This window comes from Arthrobacter sp. B10-11, assembly GCF_033142195.1.
Lineage (GTDB): Bacteria > Actinomycetota > Actinomycetes > Actinomycetales > Micrococcaceae > Arthrobacter > Arthrobacter oryzae_C.
This window is the reverse complement of record NZ_JAWMTH010000002.1, coordinates 662,111-685,070: the sequence shown is the minus strand read 5'-3', so window position 1 is coordinate 685,070 and position 22,960 is coordinate 662,111. Positions and strand designations below refer to the sequence as shown.

At 66.6% G+C, this 22,960-nt stretch carries 27 protein-coding genes; 15 read left to right on the top strand and 12 right to left on the bottom strand.

The window, feature by feature from the left end; all coding sequences use genetic code 11:
- Positions 1-30: 30 nt before the first annotated feature.
- Entirely contained in the window at positions 31-396 is a 366-nt protein-coding gene (locus RW112_RS08835; protein WP_317781380.1) for a metalloregulator ArsR/SmtB family transcription factor, read from the bottom strand.
- Between the two features lie 341 nt (positions 397-737).
- Between RW112_RS08835 and RW112_RS08830 the strand changes: the two genes are divergently transcribed.
- From RW112_RS08830 to RW112_RS08820, 3 genes are read left to right on the top strand one after another with little or no spacing between them, the layout of a single operon-like run.
- Positions 738-1,103 carry a YegP family protein gene (locus RW112_RS08830; protein ID WP_317781379.1) on the top strand — a complete coding sequence of 122 codons (366 nt, stop codon included), beginning with the start codon at positions 738-740 and terminating at the stop codon, positions 1,101-1,103.
- On the top strand, positions 1,100-1,816 hold the full coding sequence (locus RW112_RS08825; protein WP_317781599.1) for a PAS and ANTAR domain-containing protein: 717 nt from the start codon (positions 1,100-1,102) through the stop codon (positions 1,814-1,816). The genes RW112_RS08830 and RW112_RS08825 overlap by 4 nt, the downstream gene beginning before the upstream one ends.
- 13 nt (positions 1,817-1,829) lie before the next feature.
- Positions 1,830-2,444, top strand: a complete 615-nt coding sequence (locus tag RW112_RS08820) for a helix-turn-helix domain-containing protein (RefSeq protein WP_317781378.1) — start codon at positions 1,830-1,832, stop codon at positions 2,442-2,444.
- A gap of 66 nt (positions 2,445-2,510) precedes the next feature.
- On the opposite strand, the gene RW112_RS08815 is transcribed toward RW112_RS08820, so the two are convergent.
- The 3 genes from RW112_RS08815 to RW112_RS08805 all read right to left on the bottom strand — a co-directional run bounded on the left by RW112_RS08815 (position 2,511) and on the right by RW112_RS08805 (position 5,413).
- Positions 2,511-2,705 carry a YegP family protein gene (locus tag RW112_RS08815; protein ID WP_317781377.1) on the bottom strand — a complete coding sequence of 65 codons (195 nt, stop codon included), beginning with the start codon at positions 2,703-2,705 and terminating at the stop codon, positions 2,511-2,513.
- Positions 2,706-2,800: 95 nt separating this feature from the next.
- The gene (locus RW112_RS08810) at positions 2,801-4,300 is read right to left on the bottom strand and encodes a SulP family inorganic anion transporter (protein WP_317781376.1); all 1,500 of its coding nucleotides are present in this window, start codon (positions 4,298-4,300) and stop codon (positions 2,801-2,803) included.
- A 6-nt stretch (positions 4,301-4,306) separates the two neighbouring features.
- A complete protein-coding gene (locus tag RW112_RS08805) occupies positions 4,307-5,413 on the bottom strand; it encodes a RelA/SpoT domain-containing protein (RefSeq protein ID WP_317781375.1) in 1,107 nt (368 codons plus the stop codon).
- A gap of 255 nt (positions 5,414-5,668) precedes the next feature.
- Here RW112_RS08805 and RW112_RS08800 point away from each other — a divergent pair, with 255 nt between their 5' ends.
- From RW112_RS08800 to RW112_RS08770, 7 genes are all read left to right on the top strand, one after another.
- Positions 5,669-6,463, top strand: a complete 795-nt coding sequence (locus tag RW112_RS08800; RefSeq protein WP_317781598.1) for an alpha/beta hydrolase — start codon at positions 5,669-5,671, stop codon at positions 6,461-6,463.
- 117 nt (positions 6,464-6,580) lie between these two features.
- A complete protein-coding gene (nhaA, locus tag RW112_RS08795) occupies positions 6,581-7,927 on the top strand; it encodes a Na+/H+ antiporter NhaA (protein ID WP_317781374.1) in 1,347 nt (448 codons plus the stop codon).
- Positions 7,928-8,040: 113 nt separating this feature from the next.
- The gene (locus RW112_RS08790; protein ID WP_317781373.1) at positions 8,041-9,405 is read left to right on the top strand and encodes an MBL fold metallo-hydrolase; all 1,365 of its coding nucleotides are present in this window, start codon (positions 8,041-8,043) and stop codon (positions 9,403-9,405) included.
- 64 nt (positions 9,406-9,469) lie between these two features.
- Positions 9,470-10,471 carry a carbohydrate kinase gene (locus tag RW112_RS08785; RefSeq protein ID WP_317781372.1) on the top strand — a complete coding sequence of 334 codons (1,002 nt, stop codon included), beginning with the start codon at positions 9,470-9,472 and terminating at the stop codon, positions 10,469-10,471.
- A gap of 10 nt (positions 10,472-10,481) precedes the next feature.
- Entirely contained in the window at positions 10,482-10,991 is a 510-nt protein-coding gene (locus RW112_RS08780) for a YbhB/YbcL family Raf kinase inhibitor-like protein (protein WP_317781371.1), read from the top strand.
- A gap of 54 nt (positions 10,992-11,045) precedes the next feature.
- A complete protein-coding gene (locus RW112_RS08775) occupies positions 11,046-11,864 on the top strand; it encodes an HAD family hydrolase (RefSeq protein WP_317781370.1) in 819 nt (272 codons plus the stop codon).
- Positions 11,865-11,875: 11 nt separating this feature from the next.
- Positions 11,876-12,658: a glycerophosphodiester phosphodiesterase gene (locus tag RW112_RS08770; protein ID WP_317781369.1), complete on the top strand. Its 783-nt coding sequence runs from the start codon at positions 11,876-11,878 to the stop codon at positions 12,656-12,658.
- On the opposite strand, the gene RW112_RS08765 is transcribed toward RW112_RS08770, so the two are convergent.
- From RW112_RS08765 to RW112_RS08755, 3 genes are all read right to left on the bottom strand, one after another.
- Positions 12,655-14,193: a putative bifunctional diguanylate cyclase/phosphodiesterase gene (locus RW112_RS08765; RefSeq protein ID WP_317781368.1), complete on the bottom strand. Its 1,539-nt coding sequence runs from the start codon at positions 14,191-14,193 to the stop codon at positions 12,655-12,657. The genes RW112_RS08770 and RW112_RS08765 overlap by 4 nt on opposite strands.
- Positions 14,183-14,524: an STAS/SEC14 domain-containing protein gene (locus RW112_RS08760; protein ID WP_317781367.1), complete on the bottom strand. Its 342-nt coding sequence runs from the start codon at positions 14,522-14,524 to the stop codon at positions 14,183-14,185. The genes RW112_RS08765 and RW112_RS08760 overlap by 11 nt, the downstream gene beginning before the upstream one ends.
- A gap of 123 nt (positions 14,525-14,647) precedes the next feature.
- On the bottom strand, positions 14,648-15,676 hold the full coding sequence (locus RW112_RS08755) for a hypothetical protein (protein ID WP_317781366.1): 1,029 nt from the start codon (positions 15,674-15,676) through the stop codon (positions 14,648-14,650).
- Positions 15,677-15,818: 142 nt separating this feature from the next.
- Between RW112_RS08755 and RW112_RS08750 the strand changes: the two genes are divergently transcribed.
- Positions 15,819-15,974: a hypothetical protein gene (locus RW112_RS08750; RefSeq protein ID WP_156037087.1), complete on the top strand. Its 156-nt coding sequence runs from the start codon at positions 15,819-15,821 to the stop codon at positions 15,972-15,974.
- Between the two features lie 51 nt (positions 15,975-16,025).
- Here RW112_RS08750 and RW112_RS08745 read toward each other — a convergent pair whose 3' ends face one another.
- Positions 16,026-17,726 carry an ATP-binding protein gene (locus tag RW112_RS08745; RefSeq protein WP_317781365.1) on the bottom strand — a complete coding sequence of 567 codons (1,701 nt, stop codon included), beginning with the start codon at positions 17,724-17,726 and terminating at the stop codon, positions 16,026-16,028.
- 37 nt (positions 17,727-17,763) lie between these two features.
- On the opposite strand from RW112_RS08745, the gene RW112_RS08740 reads away from it, so the two are divergent.
- Both RW112_RS08740 and RW112_RS08735 read left to right on the top strand, forming a co-directional pair.
- Positions 17,764-18,135, top strand: a complete 372-nt coding sequence (locus tag RW112_RS08740) for an STAS/SEC14 domain-containing protein (protein ID WP_317781364.1) — start codon at positions 17,764-17,766, stop codon at positions 18,133-18,135.
- Positions 18,136-18,173: 38 nt separating this feature from the next.
- On the top strand, positions 18,174-19,013 hold the full coding sequence (locus tag RW112_RS08735; RefSeq protein WP_317781363.1) for a class I SAM-dependent methyltransferase: 840 nt from the start codon (positions 18,174-18,176) through the stop codon (positions 19,011-19,013).
- Positions 19,014-19,025: 12 nt separating this feature from the next.
- Here RW112_RS08735 and RW112_RS08730 read toward each other — a convergent pair whose 3' ends face one another.
- The 4 genes from RW112_RS08730 to RW112_RS08715 all read right to left on the bottom strand — a co-directional run bounded on the left by RW112_RS08730 (position 19,026) and on the right by RW112_RS08715 (position 21,607).
- The gene (locus RW112_RS08730) at positions 19,026-19,466 is read right to left on the bottom strand and encodes a hypothetical protein (protein WP_317781362.1); all 441 of its coding nucleotides are present in this window, start codon (positions 19,464-19,466) and stop codon (positions 19,026-19,028) included.
- 145 nt (positions 19,467-19,611) lie between these two features.
- Positions 19,612-19,842, bottom strand: coding sequence for a hypothetical protein (locus RW112_RS08725; protein ID WP_317781361.1), 231 nt, complete (start codon positions 19,840-19,842; stop codon positions 19,612-19,614).
- A 102-nt stretch (positions 19,843-19,944) separates the two neighbouring features.
- Positions 19,945-20,877 carry an NAD(P)H-hydrate dehydratase gene (locus tag RW112_RS08720; protein WP_317781360.1) on the bottom strand — a complete coding sequence of 311 codons (933 nt, stop codon included), beginning with the start codon at positions 20,875-20,877 and terminating at the stop codon, positions 19,945-19,947.
- Positions 20,861-21,607 carry a histidine phosphatase family protein gene (locus RW112_RS08715; RefSeq protein WP_317781359.1) on the bottom strand — a complete coding sequence of 249 codons (747 nt, stop codon included), beginning with the start codon at positions 21,605-21,607 and terminating at the stop codon, positions 20,861-20,863. Before RW112_RS08715 ends, RW112_RS08720 begins: the two co-directional genes overlap by 17 nt.
- 224 nt (positions 21,608-21,831) lie before the next feature.
- On the opposite strand from RW112_RS08715, the gene RW112_RS08710 reads away from it, so the two are divergent.
- Both RW112_RS08710 and RW112_RS08705 read left to right on the top strand, forming a co-directional pair.
- Positions 21,832-22,053, top strand: coding sequence for a DUF6480 family protein (locus RW112_RS08710; RefSeq protein ID WP_317781358.1), 222 nt, complete (start codon positions 21,832-21,834; stop codon positions 22,051-22,053).
- A 46-nt stretch (positions 22,054-22,099) separates the two neighbouring features.
- The gene (locus RW112_RS08705) at positions 22,100-22,936 is read left to right on the top strand and encodes an alpha/beta fold hydrolase (protein WP_317781357.1); all 837 of its coding nucleotides are present in this window, start codon (positions 22,100-22,102) and stop codon (positions 22,934-22,936) included.
- Positions 22,937-22,960: the final 24 nt, after the last annotated feature.

The window sequence follows — 22,960 nt, the reverse complement described above, 5'->3', positions numbered from 1 at the left end:
GCGCTACTGGTCGGACCGGCCTCTCCGGGGCTAGCGGGCGGCGGGTTCCCCCAGGGGCTCATCCAGCGTCATCAGCGAAAGTCGGGTGGACTGCAGGACCGTGCCGAGTAGCGACCGGGCCGAGAGGAGGAGGCTGCTCACCTCAGGGCAGGAGAGTTCGTAGAAGAGCCGGCCCTCCTGGCGCGAGGGCACAATGAGGCGCTGGCGGCGGAGCACCCCGAGATGCTGCGAGAGGTTCGAGGGCTCAAGGCCCGTCTCGTCGCGCAGCCGGCTGACGGCCACCGGGCCGTCAGTGAGAATCTCAAGGACCCGGATCCGCGCGGGGTGGCCCATGGACTTGAACAGTTCGGCCTTGACCTCACTGAGGACCACGCCTGCGGGCAGATCGTTCTTCATCGGGCCTCCCTTCGTACGTCCACAATTCGGCGATAAACATAACGCCTGTTCAACTTTTCAACGACATACAGCCTATGACAGACAGAAAGGTCTGTCTCCAGACAGCGTGAATCGGCGCGAATCCGCATCTATATCGTAGCCCCGGCCGCCAAGGGATGATCGGTGGATTTAGTACGCGGGCACCTCTTGCGCTGACAGCTTGAGTAGTTCAGACTTTCATGAATTCATCAATTTCAGACGGCCGATGGCAAGCGCCCGGCCACACATGGATGGATTCAGGCTGCTTCCGCTGACAACGGCGTCACCGGGAGTGGCATGATCCCAACTTCCAGGAGGGTTCAATGGCAGGCATGTTTGAACTATTCGCCGAGGCGGATGCATCCTTTAGATTTCGGCTGACGGCTCCGGACGGGACAGTCATGGCGCTCTCCAGGTCCTTCCCGGACAAGCGCGCCGCCATCGCCGGGATCGCCGCCGTGCGCGAGTACGCAGGAATGGGCTTCATCACCGAAATCCCGGCACCTAAACAGGCACCGACACAGGCAGCTGCGCAGGCACAGGCACCGGCAGCATTGCCGAACCGTTCCCGGCTATCGTCCGCAGCGCGCACCTTCGGCGGCCGGGCGGCACGCCGCAAACGGCAGGTCCTTGTCCGGTGGCGGCAATCGCTCAGGCCCCGGGTAGTCACCAATATCCCTGCTTGGTGAATCCCATGGCCGCGCGGAAAGTCCACCAGGCGAACTCCGGCGTTCCTCCGGCGGAGCAATGCCTTGCCGGGACGTTCCGGTACGACGCTGCGACCGGCAGGCTCGACTGGTCCGACGAGGTGTACATCATCCACGGCTATGGCCGCGGGGAAATTGTGCCCACCCTCGACCTGTTCCTCTCGCACAAGCATCCGGACGACCGGAACCGGGGCCGCGATATCTTCTCCCAGATCCGGCTCACGGGCGGCAGGTTCTTCAGCTTCGACAGGCTCATCGACGCCCGCCTGCGGGAGCACAGGATCCTGACAACGGGGGAGGGGGTCCTGGACCCGGGCGGCACGCTGAGCCACATTGCCGGTTTCGTCATCGACCTCACCGCCACGCTCCGGCGTGAGACCGAACAGTTCGCCCGGGCAGCCGTCACGGCGTCCAATGCGAGCCGCAGCACCATCGAGCAGGCCAAGGGAATCCTGATGGGCGCCCTGCATATAGGGGCGGAGGAGGCCTTCAACCTGCTCGTCAGCCACAGCCAGCACACCAATATCAAGCTGGCAAGGGCTGCGGCGAACCTTGTGGACCTGGCCAACAACGCCAAGGACCCCACACTTCTGGACGGCTTCATTCAGGCCCTTCGGCGCGGACCTGCGCGGCGCCTGCCCGGAGTCATGGGCGTGCACGGTCCGCCGCAAGGTCACCCGCAGCGCTCCATGTAAAATTCGTTCTACCATGACTGCCGAAGACGCCAACCGTTCATCCCTGCTGCCCGCCAGGGCGCTGGCGGGCCGGGATGACCCCGTGGACCGCATCCTTGCCGCCGCGTACGACCTGTTTTCCCGCCGCGGGATCCGCGATGTTGGCACCAACGAACTCATCAGTCGATCCGGCGTGGCGAAGGCGACCTTCTACCGGCATTTCCCGTCCAAGGATGCCCTGGTCCTGGCCTTTTTGGCGCTCCGGGACCAGGTATGGACCGTGGACCTTATCGTTTCCGAAGCCCGCCGTCGGGGCAACACCCCGGAAGAACGGCTGCTCGCCGTTTTCGATGTCTTTGGCGACTGGTTCCATCGCGACGACTTCGAAGCCTGCACGTTCATCAACGTCCTGCTCGAGATGGGTCCCGAACATCCGCTGGGAAAGGCGAGCATCGGTTACCTGAGCCGGATCCGCGGTCATATCCAGGCACTTGCCGAGGAAGCCGGGCTGAGCCGCACCGAGGAATTCGCACGGTCCTGGCACATCCTGATGAAGGGCTCAATCATTTCCGCCACCGAAGGGGACTTCCTGGCGTCAAAGCGGGCCCAGCAGATGGCCGGCTGGCTCATCGAGCACCACCGCAGCTGAGCGGTCAGGCGTGTTGCAATGGACGCCAGGCCAGCCATGCGGGGCCCCGCGCCCCGTGGCAGCCCGTTACTGAGGAGGCGGACTGCTGTAATCGGCGATGTGCGCGGTGGCAGCGTGCTCGCGGATCTCGGTAACTCCGGAAGCGGCCGCTGCGCTGTCCCGGTAGATTCCCGAGACGGCCAGGATGTTGCCTGCGCCGTTGACGAGCCGGATGCGGACGCCGCCGTTTTCCGCGACGACGAGTTCGAATTTTCCTGCCATGCTGAACCTCCCCCAAGGTGGTGAGCCTGCCGGGTTGGCCGCAGGCTGCTTCCTCCACCATAGATGACAATTCTTGTCACACGAACTACACAACGTTATGTGGCGTTGAGCTTTCCCGCGAGCCGCTCGCGCATCCGGGTGCTCGCGGCGTTCAATCCGATCAGCTCCACTTCCCGGCCATGCCTGCGGTACTTCTCGGTGACGGCGTCGAGGACGGCGATGGTGGAGGCATCCCACAGGTGGGAGGCATGGAGGTCGATGATGACCCGGTCCACCGTGGGCGCGGCATCCCTGGCATATTCGAACTGGGTGTAGAGATCGTTGGAGGAGGCGAAGAACAGCTCGCCGTCCACCGTGTACGTCGCCACCGTCTCGCCGTTGAGCTGGATCTCCGTCCGTTCAACGGTGGCAAAGTGGGCCACCCGCCGGGCGAACATGGCCATGGCTGCCAGCACACCGACCCCCACCCCGATGGCCAGGTTGTGCGTGGCCACCACGGTGCCCACGGTGATGAGCATGACGGCCGTTTCGGACTTGGGCATCCGCTTGAGCGTCTTCGGAGCGATGGAGTGCCAGTCGAACGTGATGGCGGAAACGAAGATCATCACGGCCACGAGCGCAGCCATGGGGATCAGGCCCACAATGTCACCCAGCGTCACTACCAGGACCAGCAGGAAAACGCCGGCAAGGAACGTTGAGACGCGGCTGCGTGCGCCGGAACCCTTGACGTTGATCATGGTCTGGCCGATCACGGCGCAGCCGCCCATGCCGCCCAGGAAACCGGTGACGATGTTGGCTACGCCCTGCCCCCAGGATTCGCGGGTTTTGTTGGAGCGGGTGTCCGTGATGTCGTCAACGAGTTTGGCCGTCATGAGGGATTCCAACAGGCCCACCAGTGCCATGGACAGGGCGAACGGGGCCAGGATCTGGAAGGTCTCCAGCGTCAGCGGCACGTTGGGCAGGAAGAACGTCGGCAGGCTTTCCGGAAGCTGGCCCTTGTCCTGGACGGCGGGAACGTCGATATTGGCCAGCACAGCAAAAAGCGTGAGGGCCACAATGGCCACCAGCGGGGATGGAACGGCGGAGGTGAGCCTCGGGAGGGCAACGACGATCACCAGGCCCACGGCCACCAGGGGATAGACCAGCCACGGAACGTTGATCAGCTCGGGCAGCTGGGCCATGAAGACAAGGATGGCCAGCGCGTTGACGAAGCCCACCATCACCGAGCGCGGAATGAAGCGCATGAGCCGGGTGACCCCCAGAAGCGCCAGCAGGATCTGGAAGACCCCGGCCAGGATCACAGCGGCGATCAGGTAGTCCAGCCCGTGGCTGCGCATCAGCGGGGCGATCACCAGGGCAACCGCTCCGGTGGCCGCGGAAATCATGGCGGGCCGGCCGCCCACGAAGGAGATGGTGACAGCCATGGTGAAGGATGCGAACAGCCCGATCCTCGGATCCACCCCGGCAATGACGGAGAATGCGATGGCCTCGGGGATGAGTGCCAGCGCCACCACCAGCCCGGCCAGGGCTTCGGTCTTGAGGCGGCGCGGGGAACGGAGCGTAGCCCGGACGGACTGGAGTTGCTCGGGCTTCATGTCTTCCTAAAGCTTGGTCTGGCGGTAGCGCTCGATCTGCTTCAGCCGCCGCAGGAGGCTGTCGCGCCGGGGGTGCGGAACGACGTCGGGCGCCTCTGCGGTGAGGTCGATGTGTTTGGTGCCGTACTGCCACAGCAGCAGGTCATCCAGCAGCCGGTCCGGGCCGGGGGAGTACCTGTGGTCCAGTGCCTTGCGGACTTCGGTGATCCGGTTGGCGCTGAGCAGCTCTGCCAGTTGTACGGTCTGGTTGAGGCCGTGGGCCGCCATGAGTTCGGCTGCCCAGCCCCAGTCGTCATCCACTTTACGGTCAACGTGCGGCAGGAGGGTCCGCCAGACGTCGCGGATCCGGTTCGGCGTGAGCTGAGCTGCACCCTCCCCGTCGGTATCCCAGTAGCCGCGGACCTCCTCGTAGCGTTCATGCAGGTCCGCAAAGGCGCCTTCCACGGTTTCCAGCATTGCCGCCGTGGCGGTGAACTGGCGGTCGAAGTGCGGGGTCCAGGCCCGCGGGTCCTCGGCCTTGAAGCGGATGTCGTGCTCTATCTCGCTCCACGCGTGCGCGAAGACCGTGCGGATCTGGCACTCAAAGAAGTAGCTGCCGTTGGGCTGGAGGTCCGGATTGAAGACCTGCTGGTACTCCTTCACCGCCTCGTTCTGGATGGTCCGCAGGATCAGGTGGCGGCTGGAGTATCCGTAGGTGCCGGACTCAATGGAACCGATGTCTTTTTCGCGGTCGCCGCGGCAGTCGAAGAGCTGGCGCTGCCGCTTGATCAGGTTGGCCACCACGGCGTTCTCCGCCGGCAGCTTGGTGATGACGCGCACGCCCACCATGTCATTGAGGGTCCGGAACGGGTCGGGGAACTTCAGCACGGGCGGTCCGCCCGGTTCCAGCGGCTTCTCCGTGCGGGAAATCTTTTCCTTGAATGACTCCACTGTCTTGGTGCGCCCCGTGACGAACAGGGGAGTAACCTCGGTGTCCTTGAGCATGCTCCGCAGCGTCAGCAGGACTTCCCGGGTGACCAGCTTCAGGGCAGGGCGGACCCGCTCGTAGAGCTCCACGTTTTCCTGCACGGATTCGCGCAGGCCTGCGTCCAGGCGGTCCCAGTTGGTAGCCATGCTTCCAGCTTACGGGCGGCGTGCGACAGCCACGGGGGTGACACCCTTGCGTCTGTTCCTCGTTGGAGCCGCCGCGGTGCGGGACGCCGCCGTCGGACGCGCCGGCGCAAAGCTGTCCGGCACCCAAGGTAGGCTCGGCACATGGCTGATGTGCGGCGTCGGACCCTTCTTTCACGGGGCCTGCTTGGCGCCGCCGCAGCAGTGACACTGGGGGCACTGTCCGCTTCCTGTTCGTCGGGCCCGAAGGAGGACGCAGTGAAGCGGCACAAGTACCAGTACGGCGACGGCCCCAGCCAGTGGGGTGAACTCTTCCTGCCGGAAGCCCCGGGCACCCGCGGCGTGGTGGTGGTCATTCACGGCGGGTACTGGCGCTCGCAGTACGGTGCCGAACTGGGCGAGCCCCTTGCCAGGGACCTTGCCATGCACGGAATGCCGGCGTGGAACCTGGAGTACCGGCGCGCCGGAAACGGCGGCGGCTGGCCCCACACCTTCGAGGACGTGCTGGCGGGTATCGACAAACTGAGGGACGTCGCCGCGATCCACGGGCTGGGCCTCGACAAAGTGGTCGCATTGGGCCACTCGGCCGGCGGCCACCTGGCCGTCTGGGCGGCCGGCCGGTCCCGGCTCGCGCAGCTCGGCGCACCGGACCCCGACCGCCAGCTGCGGCGGAAGAACGACGACGACGCCGTGCACCTGACCGGGGTGGTCAGCCAGGCCGGCCTGCTGAACCTGGCCGCGGCCGAAAAGCTAAACCTCAGCAACGGCGCAGTCAGCAACCTCCTTGGCGGGTCGTCGGAAAGATACCCCAAACGGCATAAGTACGCGGACCCGATGAGCGCGGTCCCGCTGCGTGTTCCCGTCTACGCAGTGCACGGCAGCGACGACGACGACGTCCCGGTCAGCCAGTCCACGTCCTACGCCGGCGCGGCCAAAGCCGCGGGTGCGCCCATCCAGCTGCTGCACGTGCCCGGGGACCACTTCGCCCTGATCGACCCCAAGGCGCCGGCCTACCGGAAGTGCCGGGACCTGGTGCAGGAACTCCTGGGCTGACCCGTAATGCGGCCATCACGTTTGGCCCGGGGCAGCGTGCGTCGCCTAGACTGGACGAAGGTGAGCCGGGAAGTCTGGTCGGCATGGTTTTGTCGACTCAACTTTTAGGACTTCCCCGTGAGCCAAACACCCCCGCCCGGCGCTAAACCGCGCACCATCCTCGGCTACGGCAGCTACGCGGAATCGCTGCGCATCGGCGAGATCCTGCGCAAGGAGACCGTAGGCGGCGCCCTGCTGGTGGCCGCGGCCGTCATCGCCTTGATCTGGGCGAATTCACCGATGTCCGGCAGCTACTTCGCGCTGCGGGACTTCCGGATCGGCTACGAGCCCTGGCACCTCGAACTGAGCCTCGGCGCCTGGGCCGCCGACGGGTTGCTGGCCATTTTCTTCTTCCTGGTGGGACTCGAGCTCAAGCGTGAGTTCGTGGCGGGCGACCTCCGCCAGCTCAACAAGTCGATTGTGCCCGTGGCGGCCGCGGCCGGCGGCGTCCTTGTCCCGGCGCTCATCTACGCGGCAGTGAACATCTACAGTCCGGAAACCCTGCGCGGGTGGGCCATCCCCACCGCAACGGACATCGCGTTCGCCGTGGCGGTCCTGGCCATCATCGGCTCCCACCTGCCCAGCGCCCTGCGCATTTTCCTGCTCACCCTGGCAGTGGTGGACGACCTCATCGCCATCAGCATCATCGCGTTCTTCTACTCCAGCGACATCCAGGCTGCGCCGTTGCTGTTCGCCCTCATCCCGCTGGCGCTGTATGCCTTCCTTGCCCAGAAGTACCGCCGCTTCTTCGGCGCCCACTTCATGGCTGCCTGGGCCATCCTCCTGCCGCTCGGCATAGCCACCTGGGCGTTGGTGCACGCCTCCGGCATCCATGCCACGGTGGCCGGGGTGCTGCTGGGATTCGCCGTGCCGGTGCTCCGTTCCAGGGCCAGCGGAGGTCCGGAAGCCGGACCCGGGCTCGCGGAAATCTTCGAACACCGTTTCCGTCCCATCTCCGCGGGCGTGGCAGTGCCCATCTTCGCTTTCTTTTCCGCCGGCGTGGCCGTGGGCGGCTGGGATGGCCTGGGTTCCGCCCTGTCCGGCCCCGTGGCCATCGGCATCATCATGGCCCTGGTGCTGGGCAAGCCCCTCGGCATCATGGGCACCACCTGGATCCTCACCAAGGCCACCCGGGCACGGCTGGACTCATCGTTCAAGTGGATCGACGTCTTTGGCGTCTCCCTCCTGGCCGGAATCGGCTTTACCGTCTCCCTGCTGGTCGCCGAACTCAGCTTCGGCCACGGCAGCCTGCATGACGACCACGCCAAGGTGGGCATTCTGGCGGCGTCCTTCCTCGCCGCAATCCTGGCCACCGTGGTGCTGCGGACCAGGAACCGCCAGTACCGCCTGGCGGAGGAGCGGGAGAAGGTTGACTCGGACCAGGACGGCATCCCGGACGTCTACGAGCACGAGAACCAGGCCTGACGGCACGGGAACCCTTGCCGTGTGATACCCCTGTGGGTATGGTCGAGTAAAGGGCAGGCGCGGGGCCCGACGCCCCGGCGCCGCCGCCCGCCGCCACGGTCGAGGAGGAAATCATGGACGTCGTTGTCATCGATACCCCGCAGCTGGGGGACCGGAGCTACCTTGTGCACGACGGTACGGTGGGGCTGGTCATCGATCCACAGCGGGACACCGACCGCGTGGAAGCCGCTGCCCGTGAAGCGGGCGTGACCATCACCCACGTCGCTGAAACCCACCTGCACAACGACTACGTCACCGGCGGCGTGGAGCTGGCCAAGGCGCACGGCGCGAAATACCTGGTCAACGCCGCGGACCCTGTGCAGTTCGAGCGTGAAGCCATCACGGACGGCCAGACGGTCCGGGTGGGATCCCTGACAGTGAAGGCCGTGGCCACTCCGGGCCACACCCACACGCACCTGTCCTTCATTGTGGACGACGGCGACAAGCAGGCCGTCTTCTCCGGCGGGAGCCTGGTCTACGGTTCCGTGGGCCGGACGGACCTTGTGGCGGCGTCCGACACGGTGGGCCTGACCCACGACCAGTATGCTTCCGCCCGCCGGCTCGTGGCCGAAGCCCGGCCCGATGCTGCGCTGTTCCCCACCCATGGCTTCGGCTCGTTCTGTTCGTCGGGCCCCGCCACCGGCGCCGGTTCCTCCACTGTCGGCGAGCAGCTCACGGCCAACCACGCGCTGACTGATCCGGACGAGGACCACTTCGTCGAGGAACTCATCGCCAACCTCACCGCCTACCCTTCGTACTACGCGCACATGGGGGCCATGAACGCCAAGGGGCCCGGCCCCGCGGACCTCACCGTCCCGGAATCGGTGGACCCCGCCGAACTCGCCCGACGCCTGGAAGCCGGCGAATGGGTGGTTGACCTCCGCCGCCGCGTGGCGTTTGCCAGCAACCACCTGAAAGGCAGCGTCAGCTTCGAATACGGCAGCGGCTCCAATTTCACCACGTACCTGGGCTGGGTCCTGCCGTGGGATGAACAGCTCACTCTGGTGGGCTCGCGCGAGGACGTCGAAAAGGCCATCCGCGACCTCTCCCGCATCGGCATCGATTCCCCCGACGCCGCCGTCGGCACGGAACCGAAGGCACTGGCCCCCGATGCCGCCGTCGCCTCCTACCCGCGTGTGGGCTGGGACGGCCTGCTGGCCGGCCGCGCGGACGGCGACACGGTGCTCGACGTGCGGCGCCCCGACGAATTCGCGGACTCCCACGTTGCCGGCGCCGTCAACGTCCCCGTGTACCAGCTCCTGGCCCGTTTGGACGAGGTCCCGGCCGGGAAGCTGTGGGTCCACTGCGGAACGGGCTACCGCGCCGGAGTCGCCGCCAGCCTGCTGCAGCGTGCGGGCAGGGACGTGGTCCACCTGGATGCGAAGTTCGAGGATGCCTCGGCCGCCGGAGTTCCCATGGGCAAGGGCGCTACGGCCTAATCAACCCACATCACGCTCGCGTCATCAGGAGCGCGCGCACCCCGTTCTCTGGCAGAGTATGACCATGCTCACAGTTATTGGCGAAGGCCTGGTCGATGTTGTCCAACGCTCCACGGGGATCGAAGCCCACGTGGGCGGCAGTCCGCTCAACGTGGCCGTGGGACTGGCACGGCTGGACCACCCCGTGCAGTTCATCGGCAGGTTCGGGCGCGACGCCTACGGCGAGTCCGTGGCCGCCCACCTGAAATCCAGCTCGGTGATGGTCCCGCAGGGCCCGGACGCCCTGCCCACCAGCGTGGCCACTGCGTTGATCGACGACGACGGCGCCGCCACCTACACCTTCGACCTCGCCTGGGAACTTCCCGGCCTCGCGGACCGGCTGCCGTTCATGCTGCAGGGCACCACCCTGGTGCACACCGGTTCGATTGCCACCATGCTGGCGCCGGGCGCTGCGGAGGTGCTTGCCGCCGTCGAGCATGCGCACCCTTCCGCCACCATCAGCTTCGACCCCAACTGCCGCCCCAGCATCATCACAGACGTGGACTATGCCCGCCGGCAGGCGGAAAAGTTCGTGAGCCTGGCAGACGTGGTGAAGGCCTCCGATGAGGATCTCGAATGGCTCTACCCCGGCGTGGACGTCCTGGATTCTGCCCGGCGGTGGCTCTCCCTGGGCGGGCCCGAGGGGCCGGCCCTGGTAGTGGTGACCCGCGGCGCGGCCGGCCCGTGGGGCATCACCGCCGCCGGTGAAGCGGAGTTCCCCGCGCCCACGGTTGATGTTGCGGACACAGTCGGGGCAGGGGATTCCTTCATGGCCGCCCTGATTTCCGGGCTGGTGGACCGCGGCCTGGCCGGTGCGCAGAACCGGAAGGAGTTGCGCGAACTGCCGGCCGAATCACTCCGCGAACTGCTGGCCCATGCCGCATGGGCCGCCGCCGTCACCGTGTCACGGCCGGGAGCCAACCCGCCCACGAGGGCAGAGCTGAACCACTTCGAACTCGAGAGCCTGGAGCGCGACGCGGCGCTCGCCGGCGACGACCTGAGGAATGCCGACTCCGCCAGCAACTGAAAGGCAGCAGATGTCCCGCCACGATTCCCCGACCCTGCACGTCACCAGTGAGTCCTTCCGGGACGGCCAGACCCTGTCGCCCGCCCAGCGCAGCGGCAAGATGCGCGCCGGAGGGCAGGACGAATCGCCGCAGCTGAGCTGGAGCGGCGCTCCGGCCGGAACCAGGGGCTACGCGGTCACGCTGTTCGACCCCGATGCCCCGGGCCGCGGCGGCTTCTGGCACTGGGCCGTGCTGGACCTGCCTGCTGCTGTCACGTCGCTTCCGGCCGGCGCCGGTTCCGAGGGCGGCGGGCACCTTCCGCCCGGTGCGCTGCAGTTGAAGAACGACGGCGGTTTCCACGGCTACCTGGGGGCCGCGCCTCCGCCGGGGCACGGGCCGCACCGCTACATCATCACGATCTACGCCCTCGACGTGGAGAACCTGGGGCTCGACGCCGGGTTCAGTCCGGCCAAGCTGGAATCGAAGCTGGCCCCGCACATTCTGGGCCGAGGGACGCTCACGGGAATCTTCGAACGCTAAGCCCGTCCGCCTCCCGCGAAACTGCCCACAGCCGGGCCAACGTAGACTGGCAGTATGCGGCTGGTAGCAAGTGACATTGACGGAACGATCCTCGGGCATGACGGAAAGATCAGCGACCGGACCATCCGCGCCTTCCACGCCTGCCGTGACGCCGGCGTCGAACTGGTGTTCGTGACCGGGCGCCCGCCGCGCTGGCTGCACCCGCTGGAGGACCAGCTGGGACATGCCGGAACCGTGATCTGTTCCAACGGCGCCGTGGTGTGGGACCTCGAGGAGGCCCGCCTGGTTTCGGCCCGCGCCCTTGCCCTGGAGGCGGTCTTCGAGGCCCGCCGCATCATCAAGCAGCTGCGGCCGTCCGCCCTGTTTGCGGCGGAAACGCTCACCGGCTTCCACCTCGAACCCGGCTTCATCGAGAACGACTCCAGCGAACTCCTGTCCGAGTTCACCCCGGCCCCGCTCGCCAGCACCCTCACTGCTGAGGACGCGGTGGTGAAATTCCTGGCCATCGTCCGGGAAGGCACCGCCGATGACTTCCTGGCCGAAGTGTCACCGGCGGTGGCCCACCTCGCGTCGGCCACCCACTCGGCCCCCACCGTGGCCATGCTGGAGCTCGCCCTGCCGGGCGTCAACAAGGCCGTGACCCTGGCCGAGTACGCCGCCACCCTGGGGATCGACGCGGCTGACGTGGTGGCGTTCGGGGACATGCCCAACGACATCGAGATGCTGCGCTGGGCCGGCAACGGCTACGCGATGGCCAGCGGCCACCCGGAGGCCATCCGTGCCGCCGGGCAGCAGGCGCCGCATTTCGACGACGACGGCGTGGCCCAGATCCTTGAAGCCAAGCTGGCCGAACTTGGCGTGAAGCACGCCTAGGCAGGCGTGGAATGATGGAGCCGCAGCCTTTCTTCGCCGCCGGAAGCGCCTCCGCGCGCATTGCGATGGCGCACCGCGGATTTTCCCCGGACGGGCTGGAGAACTCGATGGCGGCGTTCCGTGCCGCCGTCGAACTCGGCTACCGCTACCTGGAAATGGACGTCCACACCACCGCCGACGGCGTGCTGCTGGTGTTCCACGACCCGTCGCTGGACCGCGTGACGGACGGGCAGGGCCGCATCGCCAGGCTCCCGGCCGGGACGGTGGCACAGGCCCGGATCGGCGGCGTGGAACCCATTCCGCTCTTCGAAGAACTGCTGCGTGCCTTCCCGGAGGTGCGTCTGAACCTGGACATCAAAGACTGGAATTCCGTGTCCAGCCTGGCCGCGGCCATTGAGCGGCACGGCGTCCACGACCAGGTGCTGATTGCGAGCTTCTCGGACCGCCGCCGCCGTGCAGTGGTCAAGCGGTTGAGCCGGCCGGTCGCGGGGTCGGCCGGAATCGTGTCCAACGCGCTCTTCACGGTCCTGGGCCCGGTACTTCCGAGGCCGGTCATCCGCCGGGCGCTGCGGGGCATCCACGCGCTCCAGGTACCGGTCAGCTACGGCGCCGTCCGGGTGGTGACGCCGGGCTTTGTCCGCCGGGCCCACCGGCACGGCCTTCAGGTCCACGTGTGGACCATCAACGACGCCGCGGAGATGCACCGGCTACTGGACCTTGGCGTCGACGGCATCGTGACGGACCGGGCTGACCTCCTCAAGAAGGTTCTCCAGGACAGGGGTCAGTGGGACTAGCCGCCGTGGTTGGCCGCCCGCTGAGCGTCCAGCACCGCGGCGAACTCGTCGGCCGGGACTGGACGCCCGAAGTAGTATCCCTGGGCGCTGACGCACCCGATGCTGGCCAGATGCTGCGCCTGTTCGGCGGTCTCCACCCCTTCCCAGACTGCTTCGAGGCCGCATGCCCGGATCAGCTGGAGGATCGCGGCGATCAGGTCCGGCTGGGCGGGGTCGGTGCCCAGGTCCTTCAGGAGGGACCGGTCCACTTTGACCTTGTCCACCGGAAGCCGGCGAAGGTAGCTGATGGAGGAGTAGCCGGTGCCGAAGTCGTCGATTTCCAGCCCGACGCCCAGCTTCCGCAGGCTGTTCAGGGAGTACCGGTCCAGCTCGTTGCCGCTGACGATCGCACCCTCGGTCAGTTCGAGGACCAGCAGTTCCGGGCTGATTTCGGCCCCGGTGAGGGCGTCCCGGACCTCTTCGATGAACTCGAGGCGCTGAAGGTCCGCGGCGGCGATATTGATCCGCATGGAGAAGTCGTCTCCCGCGAGCCCCACGGCCCGCCACTCCCGCAGTTGTTCGACGGCGGCGCGCAGCACCCAGCCACCCAGCTCGGAGATGAGGCCGGCATCCTCAGCGAGGGGAATGAATTCATCCGGCATCACCATGCCGCGGGACGGGTGCCGCCAGCGGACCAGCGCCTCTGCGCCCTCGATCCTCCCTGAAGCCAGCTCGACCACGGGCTGGTAGTAGAGCACCAACTCGGACCCGGAAATGGCTGCCCGCAGGTCCTCAAGGAGCTGGCTCCGCAGCTGGCGGGCATGCAGCATTGCCGGCTCGAACACCTTGAGCCTGTTGCGTCCGCCGGCCTTGGAGGCATACATGGCCACGTCAGCTTCCATGAGTAGCTGTTCAGCGCTCTGTCCGGTTCCGCCGATGCACAGTCCCATGCTGGCGCCGCACTGGACGGCGTCGTTTTCGAGCTCCACCTGGCTGTCCAGGGCGGCGAGGATGCGGTTGCCCACACTCGCGGCGCGGGCGAGGGTGGTGGACGGCATCAGGACGGCGAACTCATCGCCGCCCAGGCGGGCCACGGTGTCCGTGTCCCGGACGGACGCTTGGATGCGTTCGCCGACGGCGGCCAGCACCTGGTCCCCGGCGGCGTGGCCCAAGGAGTCGTTGACGCCCTTGAAGGCATCAAGGTCCAGCAGGAGGACGGCGGGCGGCAGGCCGCCGACCTCGGCCTCCGCGAGGGCGTCGTTGAGGGCGCTGACCAGTGCTGTGCGGTTGGCCAGGCCCGTCAGCGAGTCCGTCAGCGCCATCTTCTGCATTTCAAGATGCGCTTCGTTGAGCAGCCGGGTGCGCAGTTCAACGCGTTGTTCCAGCTCCTGGTACATGATCTGGAGGTCTTCGGCGAGGAGGTTGGTACCCATGATGACGGCATCCAGCTCATCCCTGGCGGGCGATACTTCGATCCTGGAGTGGAGCTCTCCTGCGGCAAGGCGGACGATTCCGTCCAGCAGCTTGCCAAGGCGCGGATCGCCGTCAGTGAACATGGGCGGTTTCCTTCAACCACTCGAGGGCCTCAGGCTCGGACGTAAAGTACCTGGCCGGCCCGGACTTGAAGTCGCCGCCAAGGATGAAATGCGCCAGGATCCGGTCCACGGGGGTCTGGCCCAGCAGTGCCCAGGCGGCCACTGTGCCCACGTTGCTGAAAACCGCCCTCGCTGCCCTGCTGACGGACGCAACGTCCGTGACATCCATCAGCACAGCCAAGGCGGAGCCGGGGTGCGGGGTCTGGAGGCCGGCAGCCAGCAGGCGTGCCGAATGCTCATCGAGGTGCTCGTCCCGGGGGAGCACGATCCGGACGATGTGCTGTTGTATCAATTCAAGCGGCTTAGGCATTCATCCCCCGAACATATAAGAGGCGCCGTTTGGCCTCCCAGGCACCACCGACCTCCGGAGAGGCTTGGGACTAAAAATACACTGTCCATCCGCGTTCGGAGTGCGCTAGCTGACACCGGCTGCAAACGCGCGGACCTGGGCGCTCCGTTCGGAGGCGGCCGCGTCGTCGAAGAGGGCGGCGGCATCCGCCAGTCTCTGCAGCGCTTCGTCGCGCTCACCGTTGGCCAGGAGGGATTTCCCCAGCAGGAACGAGGCCTCGCCCGCCGTTTGGGTGGCCAGGATTCCGGCTTCGGTGCAGAGCGGCCTGAGCATGTCGATTGCGGTGGCCATGTCGCCCGTCAGGAAGTGCCAGTGCGCACGGACAAAGGACATTTCCAGGAGGTCGCGGTTGCTGCCGCCCACCACTTCGGTGGCGAGTTCGGCCCGCTCAATGCAGCGGAGCGTGGCAGGTTCGGTGAGCTCGGCCTCCAGGCGCATCACTGCCGACGCGCGGTTGAACCTTGCCCAGAGGTCAACGTCCTTCGACGGCGAAAGGCTCTCTGCCGCCATGTCGTGGTACCGGCCGCCGTCCGTCACCCGGCCGGTAAGGAACGCGACGTTTCCTATCACCCAGTAGGCCTTCCCGGCGGTGTCCTCGTCCACGAGGTCGGTCAGAAGACCCTCCAGCATGAGGCACTGCTCCCACGCCTCGTCGAGCCGGCGGCTTTCCGCGAGGGCGGCGATGAGCGCCCGCTGTGCCTGGATATGGAGGTACACGTACTCCGGATTGCCGGCGACAAGCGTGGCAGCGGATGTTGCTGCGGAAACGGCATCGGGCAGTCGCCCCAGGCCCTGCTGCGACAGCGCCAACAGAATGAAGGCCCGTGCGCCCAGGGCAGGTTCCGCGGTGGAGAGCGGGTGGCCGGCCAGGTACGTGATCAGCTCCATGCACTCCTGGATTTTCCCCAGGTCCTTGAGGCATTCAGCCTGGAAGAGCGTCATGTTCCACCAGGCGGTCTGGTCGCCCTCAAGAAGAGCCAGTTCCGCAGCTCTGCGTGCCTCGTCCCGGGCCCGCGAGTACTCGCGGCCTTTCCAGCTTTCGCGGGCCTGCAGCTCGGCGACCACATGCGGTAACAATTTCCGTGGATTCGGCATATTTCCGATTATCCCCCGGAAAGGATCAGCACCTCACACTTGCGGCTAAGTTTCCCGCTGTTACCGGGAATCAATTGATCTTGTGACCGTATACTGACGCTTGTAATGAGTTTTTGCGCCTAATTGATTGAAAGGACCGCGGATGAAGAAGATTGCCGCAACATTCTTGCTCACCGGCGTCCTGGCTGTCGCAGGTTTTGCTGCGCCCGCCACGGCCGCTCCCAAGTCGGATACTACCGTCAGCACTTCAAGCAAGGCGCCCACCACGCAGGCACACATCGGCTGGTGGCCGGACTAAGCTCGATGCGCTAACACTGCCCCTGGATTCCGCATCCGGGGGCGGTGTTGTTTAAGGGCCGGAAACGGGCAGTTGCACGCTGATGGTGGTGCCTGCGCCCAGTTCCGAACTGACCGCCAGGTATCCCCGGTGAGCCTTGATGATGTCGTAGGCAATGGCGAGTCCCAGGCCACTGCCCGGGACGGCGGTGGACGTCGCGTTGGAGGCACGGAAAAACCGGGTAAAAAGATGCGGGATTTCTTCTTCGGGGATTCCTACGCCTGTGTCGCGCACACGCACATTTACGCCGGGTTCCCCGTCCGTCATTGCCTCAAAGCGGCAGCTGACAACAATCCGGCCTCCGCGGGGCGTAAATTTGATGGCATTTGAAACAAGATTCGTAAACACCTGCTCCAGCTGAACTTCATCAGCAATTATTCCGGCATCCCTGTCACAAAGCTCCAGCGAGATGGTCACATCCCCAAGTTCCGCGAGCGGACGGAGCGCCACGGTCACAATCTGGAGGGTGTGCCCCAGCTGGACAGGCCCCGGATGGAGGGTGGCGCCGTCGTAATCCTGGCGCGAAACCGTGAGCATGTCCTCGATCAAGCGGCGGAGCCGCTCGGAGTTACGGACGATGATGTCCAGCATCCGGTCCACCTCGGCGGGCACCGGCCCGCCCACGCCGTCCTGGATCATGTCCAGGTAGGCGGAGATCGACGTCAGCGGGGTCCGCAGCTCATGGTTGACCGTGGCCAGGAAGTCGGTTTTCGCCTGGTCAAGCTGCCGCAGCTGCTTGACCACCTGCTGCTGGGCGCTCATCAGGTGGCTCTGGATGAGGCCGTACGCCACGTTGCCGGCGACGTGTTGAATCAGCGATATCTCGGTGCGCGTCCAGACCCGAGGCTCCTCCAGCTGGGCAATCCAGATAACGCCGAGCGATGCCTTTCCCTCGCCCACGGGCACGAACGCGGAGGCCCACGGGCCCATGCGCTCAGACCACGCCGCCAGCTCCTGGTCCTCAGGGGCCCACTCGTGGAAACGGTGGTCGTCCACGGCGAGCACTTCGGCGTCCGCCCACAACCGGTCCGCAACCTTATGCGCCGAGGACTCTTGGATACCGAGTCCCTCCGGCAGGGCTGCAAGGCCGGGGCGGTGCCACTGGGCAGCGATCCGCGGCACGCGGTGGTCGTCAAACGTGGTGAAGAGGACGCGGTCAGCGCCGAACGTTTCCCCGAATCCCGTCACCAGGTATTCCGAGATCTGGTGGGGGTCGTGGGTCGCGCGCACGGCGGCGGACACCTCCCGGAGCTTTTCGCGCAGCCGTTCGGCGCTTTGCCGGGCTTCGGAGCGCTGCGCAGCGCGACTGATCAATACGTCCGCCCGGTGAACCAGTTCCGCCGGCGCGGCGGGTTTTGCTATGTAGTCAGCCATACCCAGCATCCGGACGCTGTCCGTCGCGGATTCGTCTGCCAGATCCACCAGAAGAAGCAGCGGCGAATCCACCGGGGGGCCTGCCAACGAATGATCCGCGACGACAATGCTGGGACGGTGTTCCGCGAGCAGTGCGGCCAGGCTTTCGTGGCTGGAGGCCTTGGAAACCTCGAACCCTGCGGCCGACAGAACCGCGGCGGTAGCGGACAGGCGACTGCTGTCCGGATCCGCCACGATGGCTGTGCGTGGTACCAGTGAATCCTCCTGTGCCTGAATAACCACACTGCCCCCTTCGGTCCACGGTTGAGTACATTGTAGGGTGACATCAGTCGCACGCATTCCGTGCGTGCTGGCCCTGGCGGAAGGAAGGCTGGATATGTCCGGAAATCGCGAGGTGGAAAGTGAAGCGGACTTGACGCTCGGCGCCGACGGCGTTGTCCGGCTGACATGGCCACGGGACGCTGTAATAACGGGCCCGGATGCAGAGCGTGCCATGCTCAGGGTCAACGAGTTGTGCGGCGAAGACCGGCATCCCATGCTGGTGAACATGGCCACCACCGCTGATGTGACCCGCGGCGCCCGCGCAGTGTTCGGGCGGCCGTGCCAGGCATCCCGGATCGCACTGCTGGGTGCGTCACCGGTTGACCGGGTCCTGGCGAATTTCTTCCTGGGGATCAACTCAGTGCCGTGCCCCACGAAGTTCTTCACGTCCGAGCGTGACGCCCTCACCTGGCTTGCCTTGACGTAGTTCCTTCGGCGTTAACGTGGTGCCCCTATATTTGGACAATGCTCGCTGCCCTAAGAAAATACCTGATGGTCCCCAAGCTATTGCGGTTGTCCGCGGGCGCACCGAAAGACCACCACCTTGCCTGGGACAGGTTCTGGTCCGGCGTAAAAACCACCGGGGCCAGCGGCGACGTTCTGTGGGATTCCGGCAGCGACCACGAGATGCAGGGCTACCTCGGCAGGCTTCGCCTGCACCTGGACCCGGCCCTGCCGGTGGTGGACATCGGCTGCGGCAACGGCAGCTTCACCCGGCAACTGGCCAGGCATTTCCCGCATGCGGTGGGCGTGGACGTCTCGGACCACGCAGTCCGGCGCGCCCGCGCCGAATCGGACGGGCTGGCCAACATCTCCTACGCCGTCCGTGACATGACGGCTGCCGGTGCCGGGAGTTGGCTCGGGGAAGAGCTTCATGCCCTGGGCGGAGGCAGGGGCGGGGGCGGTGCGCCGCGAGCCGGAGCGAACGTCTTCATCCGCGGCGTCCTGCACGTACTGGGGGAACGTGACCGCTGTGCCCTGGCCGAGAACGTCCGTGCCATCACGGGGGTCAACGGCCGCGTCTTCCTCGCTGAAACAGACTTCCGGGGAAACGCCATCGATTACGTGTCACACCTCGGCGCGACCCTTCGGTCCATCCCCGCGCCCCTCGAAGGAGCCATCCGCGGGTTGCCGATGCCGGGACGCTTCGGCCCCAAAGAACGGAGCCTGGCATTCCCGGCCAGCCGTTGGACACTGATCGAGGACGGCCCGACGACGATCGAGACCATGCCCTTGTCCAACCCCGTCCGCGCCGACCTTATCCCGGGCTATTTCGCCGTGCTGCGGGCCAGAAACCGGGACTAGTTCCTGCCGTCGCTAGCCGCGGCCCATGCTGGTGCTGGGGTCGCCGTCCGCCTCGGACGGATCAGCCCGCAGCTCGTCCGGGTCAGGCCCGGGAAGACCGCCGGGGCCCGGTGTGTCATGCGCGGATGCGACGCCCAGGCCGGTATTGCCCCCATCCGGGCCTTCACCCGGTTCCGGGCTCCCGCCGGGTTCCGGGATCTGATGCGGATCATCCAGCGGCGGGGCGTCGTCAGGCCTGGTCTGGGGCCGCTCCGGCGGAGTCCCCGGCGGGGTTTCCCCTGGATCCACGGTATCCGTGGCATTGGAACCCTCACTGATGGAGGAATGAACCCGAATATCCTCCTTCGGGTTGCCCGGATCCGGCACATGTCCGTCGTCAGTTCTGGGCGCCGTGCCCGCCAGGTCCTCAACAGCGTTCCTGGCAGCCTCTTCGATGCTGTCTCCGATACCCATCGATCTGCTCCTCACTTTTCCACCGGCACTGCCTGTCGGCAGGAACCGATAAGCAGTGGTGCTGTCTCTCCAGATTTATCAGCATGCTTATGAATAGTCCAGAGCCCGACGGCGGACCCGTGGGTGCGTTTGTAGAAGCTGCCGGTCAGTGCCCGCGGTGGAAGAGGTTCGAAATCCTGCTGTGCTTCTGATTGGCGGCGCGGCCGTGGACCCGGGGAACGGGCTTCCCGGCAGTCCTGACATGGATGCCTGCAGCCCGGGTGGACTTGGGACCTGCCGCCCTGGCGTTCATCCGGGTTTCGCTGTCCGACTTGTTCGGCTTCAGATCGAGGTGCTTCATGAACTTTTTCATGACGCGGTCCAGAAGATTTGCCATGACAAGAATCTCCAATCTGTTCTGGCGGGCCCTTGCGGGCCCTGTTCTTTCAGCTCGGTTCTTTCAGCTTTGCACCGTGGCCGAGGCGCCTGCAAGGGTTCGTCAGGTACCAAGTTCCATCATCAGGGCCGGCAGCTCGTCGGCAAGCTCCCGGGCCAAGTACCCAAGGCTCCCGAGCCGGCTCGCCAGCCTGTCGCCGGCGGCGGCGTGGAGATGGGTGCCCCAGCAGGTGGCCTGCGCATCCGATGTTCCCCGGGCTCTGAGCCCTGCGATGGCCCCGGCCAGGATGTCACCGCTGCCGGAGGTACCCAGGCCGCCGTATCCGGTGGTGATTTCCCAGACCCGGACGCCGCCGGTGCCGTCGGAGTCGCCGGCGATGACGCCCTGGCAACTCACCACTGCACGGTAGCGCCGGGCGATCTCGGCAACGTCCTGATGCAGGTCCTTGACGTCCCGCCCCAGCAGGATTCCGGACTCGGTGATGTTCGGCGTCAGGATGAGCCGCCCGGCCCACGGACCGAGGTCATTGAGGAGATCCGGAAGGCAGCCCAAGGCGTAGGCATCAAGCACGACGGCGGGCCTGTCGGCGGACTCACCACCGGGGCTGTCGACGTCGGCGTTCGTGGAATCGAGTTTCAGCAGCTCCCTCAGGAGGGACTCCGTTTCCTCCATGTCATCCAGTCCCGGGCCCACCAGGATGGCCGCTGCTTTTCCCAGTTCGTCGGATAGAGCGGATACCCCGTGGCCCTGGACGGCGCCGTCGTCCGTTTCAGCAAGGCCCACCACCCCTGCCTCCGGCAACGCCACCGCCACCTGCACCGCCGTCGAACCCGCCACCGCCAGGGTGAGCCGGCCCGCGCCGGCGCGCAAGGCGGCGGTGCCGGCCAGGAGTGCGGCACCCGGAGTTTTGCGTGCACCGCCGATGACCAGCACAGATCCGCGGTCGTCCTTGCCGGACCCGCCGCCCGGCAGCGGCCAGCCGCGCAACAGGGTGGGAGTGACGGGCTCGGCTGCCGGTTTAGGCGGGGTGGACATTGGCGTCTCCCGCGTGTTCGGTCACCGCAACACCTTCGCTGACCAGGTGGTCGGCCATGTTGAAGCTCTCCAGGATCCAGGGGCCGGTCCCGTCCGGACGGACGAACCGGGTGAGGGAGGCGTTGAGGACGGTGGACGTCGCGGCGATATCCAGGACCTCCGGCTCGGTGAGCCCCTCCAGGATGTAGCGGAACAGCAGGATGAGGGCGTCGTGGCACACCAGCACCACCCGGTCAGCGCCCGGCTGACGTTCGAGGTCAGCCAGCAGGGAGCGAAGGCGAAGCACGACGTCGGCCCAGGACTCGCCGCCGGGCGGCCGGTAGTAGAACTTGCCCAGCCACCGCCGACGCGCCGCTTCCTCCGGAAGTCGGGCTTCCACGCCCGCGGAGGTCAGCATGTCCAGGATGCCCAGTTCCCGGTCGCGGAGCCGTTCGTCGATGAGGATCGCTGCCGGCCAGCCGCCGGTTTTCACGGCGAGTTCGGCCGTCTGGCGGGCACGGACGTACGGCGAGGACCACACCGCCGCGGCGCGCTGCTCATCGGGGAAATCAGCGAACAATCGGCCGAGGGCCAGCGCCTGGTCCCGTCCGGTGGCCGAAAGCTCCACGTCGGCATCCCGTGCCGGCACCTCGATGACATGGGCTCCGGACTGCCTGGCCATCGTGGCGGCCACGTTGCCCTCGCTTTCGCCGTGGCGTACCAGCAGAAGCTCGGTCAATCCCGTACTCATGGAACCCTTTCCTGAAGAATGTCGGTCATCGGATTGCGGCATTGCTACCCCCTTGGTCCGGGCCTGTTCCCCAGGCCGTCATCGCGCATTCATCGGCTGTCGATAGCTCAGGAAGGCCCACGTTACTACTGCCGGTGCGTCCTTGTCGCGGCATCCAGGGAAGGCTAGGCTGGCCACCCATCGGCTTGCATGTCTTTCCCTTCCCCGAAGAACGGATGAAAACCATGAGCAGTTACCACCCCGAGAACGACCCCTCGAATCCGGACCGGCCCGGCCGGGACGAAGCGGAGAAGGACGGTCTGGCATCCAAGGATTCCGGTGCCACTGCAAACCCTGACCCGCTGGAAGGCAACATCACCGGCTTGGAGCCCGGCGGAGGAGTTCCGCCCGGCGAAACGCCTCCGGCGGAGGACTCGATGAGTGGGGACCAGGGGCACGAGGAATAGCGGAGTCACCGCCGCCGCGGGCTATCCTCGACGGATGAAGGATGCCGTGGCAACAGAAGTCGAGGCCGGCGGCCTTCGGGGACGGATGTACGTCTCGCGCGCCGTATCCGGGGCCCGGCCGGGCGTTCCCGTTCGGCCGGGCGCTCCCGTTCGGCCGGGGTCCGCGGCGGAGGACCCCGCTGTTGTCCTCATTCACGGCATCGGAGTCTCGCACCGGTACCTTGCCCGGCTGCACCATGTGCTTGCAAGGACGGTGGACACCGTTTCGATCGACCTCCCCGGCTTCGGCTCCTCGCCACGCCCCGACCGCCAGCTGACGGTCGCGGACCACGGACGGTTCATCCACGACGTGCTGGATGGCGCCGGAGTGGGGCCTCGCGTCCTGGTGGGCCATTCCATGGGGGCGCAATTCGTCCTGGAGGCGGCCCTGCAGCGGCCGGACCAGGTATCGCACGCGGTACTGATGGGACCCGTGGTGGACGTCCGGCACCGCACGGTCCTCCGCCAGATGCTTGCGCTGACCAAGGACGCGCTCCTGTTCGAAACACCGGGCTCGAACGCAGTGGTCTTCAGCGATTACCTGCGGTGCGGCCCGGGCTGGTACTTCAAGCAGCTGCAGGTCATGATGGACTACCGCACCGAGGAGCGGATCAGGGAACTCGGCACGCCCGTCATGATCCTGCGCGGCGCCACGGACCCCATCGCCACAGGCGAATGGTGCCGGATCCTGGCCCGGCGGGCACCCGCGGGCACGTTGGCGGAGGTCCCGGGCTGCGGGCACGTGGTCCAGTACACCGGCACGGCGCAGGTGGCCGAGGCCATTAGCGGCTTTGCCGGCCTCCCCGGTTCCGAGGCTCCGGAACAGATGCTGCGCCGCCGGTAACCAGCCGTCGAAGCGCGCCGCTCT

What these genes read in the sequence shown, in the direction of transcription:
- RW112_RS08765 (WP_317781368.1), bottom strand. Translation starts at nt 14,193, where the DNA reads ATGTTCACTGACGGCGATCCGCGCCTTGGCAAGCTGCTGGACGGAATC.
- RW112_RS08715 (WP_317781359.1), bottom strand. Translation starts at nt 21,607, where the DNA reads ATGAGTACGGGATTGACCGAGCTTCTGCTGGTACGCCACGGCGAAAGC.
- RW112_RS08770 (WP_317781369.1), top strand. Translation starts at nt 11,876, where the DNA reads ATGATGGAGCCGCAGCCTTTCTTCGCCGCCGGAAGCGCCTCCGCGCGC.
- RW112_RS08805 (WP_317781375.1), bottom strand. Translation starts at nt 5,413, where the DNA reads ATGGCTACCAACTGGGACCGCCTGGACGCAGGCCTGCGCGAATCCGTG.
- RW112_RS08755 (WP_317781366.1), bottom strand. Translation starts at nt 15,676, where the DNA reads ATGCCGAATCCACGGAAATTGTTACCGCATGTGGTCGCCGAGCTGCAG.
- RW112_RS08820 (WP_317781378.1), top strand. Translation starts at nt 1,830, where the DNA reads ATGACTGCCGAAGACGCCAACCGTTCATCCCTGCTGCCCGCCAGGGCG.
- RW112_RS08735 (WP_317781363.1), top strand. Translation starts at nt 18,174, where the DNA reads ATGCTCGCTGCCCTAAGAAAATACCTGATGGTCCCCAAGCTATTGCGG.
- RW112_RS08725 (WP_317781361.1), bottom strand. Translation starts at nt 19,842, where the DNA reads ATGGCAAATCTTCTGGACCGCGTCATGAAAAAGTTCATGAAGCACCTC.
- RW112_RS08810 (WP_317781376.1), bottom strand. Translation starts at nt 4,300, where the DNA reads ATGAAGCCCGAGCAACTCCAGTCCGTCCGGGCTACGCTCCGTTCCCCG.
- RW112_RS08745 (WP_317781365.1), bottom strand. Translation starts at nt 17,726, where the DNA reads ATGCGTGCGACTGATGTCACCCTACAATGTACTCAACCGTGGACCGAA.
- RW112_RS08710 (WP_317781358.1), top strand. Translation starts at nt 21,832, where the DNA reads ATGAGCAGTTACCACCCCGAGAACGACCCCTCGAATCCGGACCGGCCC.
- RW112_RS08790 (WP_317781373.1), top strand. Translation starts at nt 8,041, where the DNA reads ATGGACGTCGTTGTCATCGATACCCCGCAGCTGGGGGACCGGAGCTAC.
- RW112_RS08815 (WP_317781377.1), bottom strand. Translation starts at nt 2,705, where the DNA reads ATGGCAGGAAAATTCGAACTCGTCGTCGCGGAAAACGGCGGCGTCCGC.
- RW112_RS08740 (WP_317781364.1), top strand. Translation starts at nt 17,764, where the DNA reads ATGTCCGGAAATCGCGAGGTGGAAAGTGAAGCGGACTTGACGCTCGGC.
- RW112_RS08785 (WP_317781372.1), top strand. Translation starts at nt 9,470, where the DNA reads ATGCTCACAGTTATTGGCGAAGGCCTGGTCGATGTTGTCCAACGCTCC.
- RW112_RS08730 (WP_317781362.1), bottom strand. Translation starts at nt 19,466, where the DNA reads ATGGGTATCGGAGACAGCATCGAAGAGGCTGCCAGGAACGCTGTTGAG.
- RW112_RS08780 (WP_317781371.1), top strand. Translation starts at nt 10,482, where the DNA reads ATGTCCCGCCACGATTCCCCGACCCTGCACGTCACCAGTGAGTCCTTC.
- RW112_RS08830 (WP_317781379.1), top strand. Translation starts at nt 738, where the DNA reads ATGGCAGGCATGTTTGAACTATTCGCCGAGGCGGATGCATCCTTTAGA.
- RW112_RS08720 (WP_317781360.1), bottom strand. Translation starts at nt 20,877, where the DNA reads ATGTCCACCCCGCCTAAACCGGCAGCCGAGCCCGTCACTCCCACCCTG.
- RW112_RS08835 (WP_317781380.1), bottom strand. Translation starts at nt 396, where the DNA reads ATGAAGAACGATCTGCCCGCAGGCGTGGTCCTCAGTGAGGTCAAGGCC.
- RW112_RS08775 (WP_317781370.1), top strand. Translation starts at nt 11,046, where the DNA reads ATGCGGCTGGTAGCAAGTGACATTGACGGAACGATCCTCGGGCATGAC.
- RW112_RS08750 (WP_156037087.1), top strand. Translation starts at nt 15,819, where the DNA reads ATGAAGAAGATTGCCGCAACATTCTTGCTCACCGGCGTCCTGGCTGTC.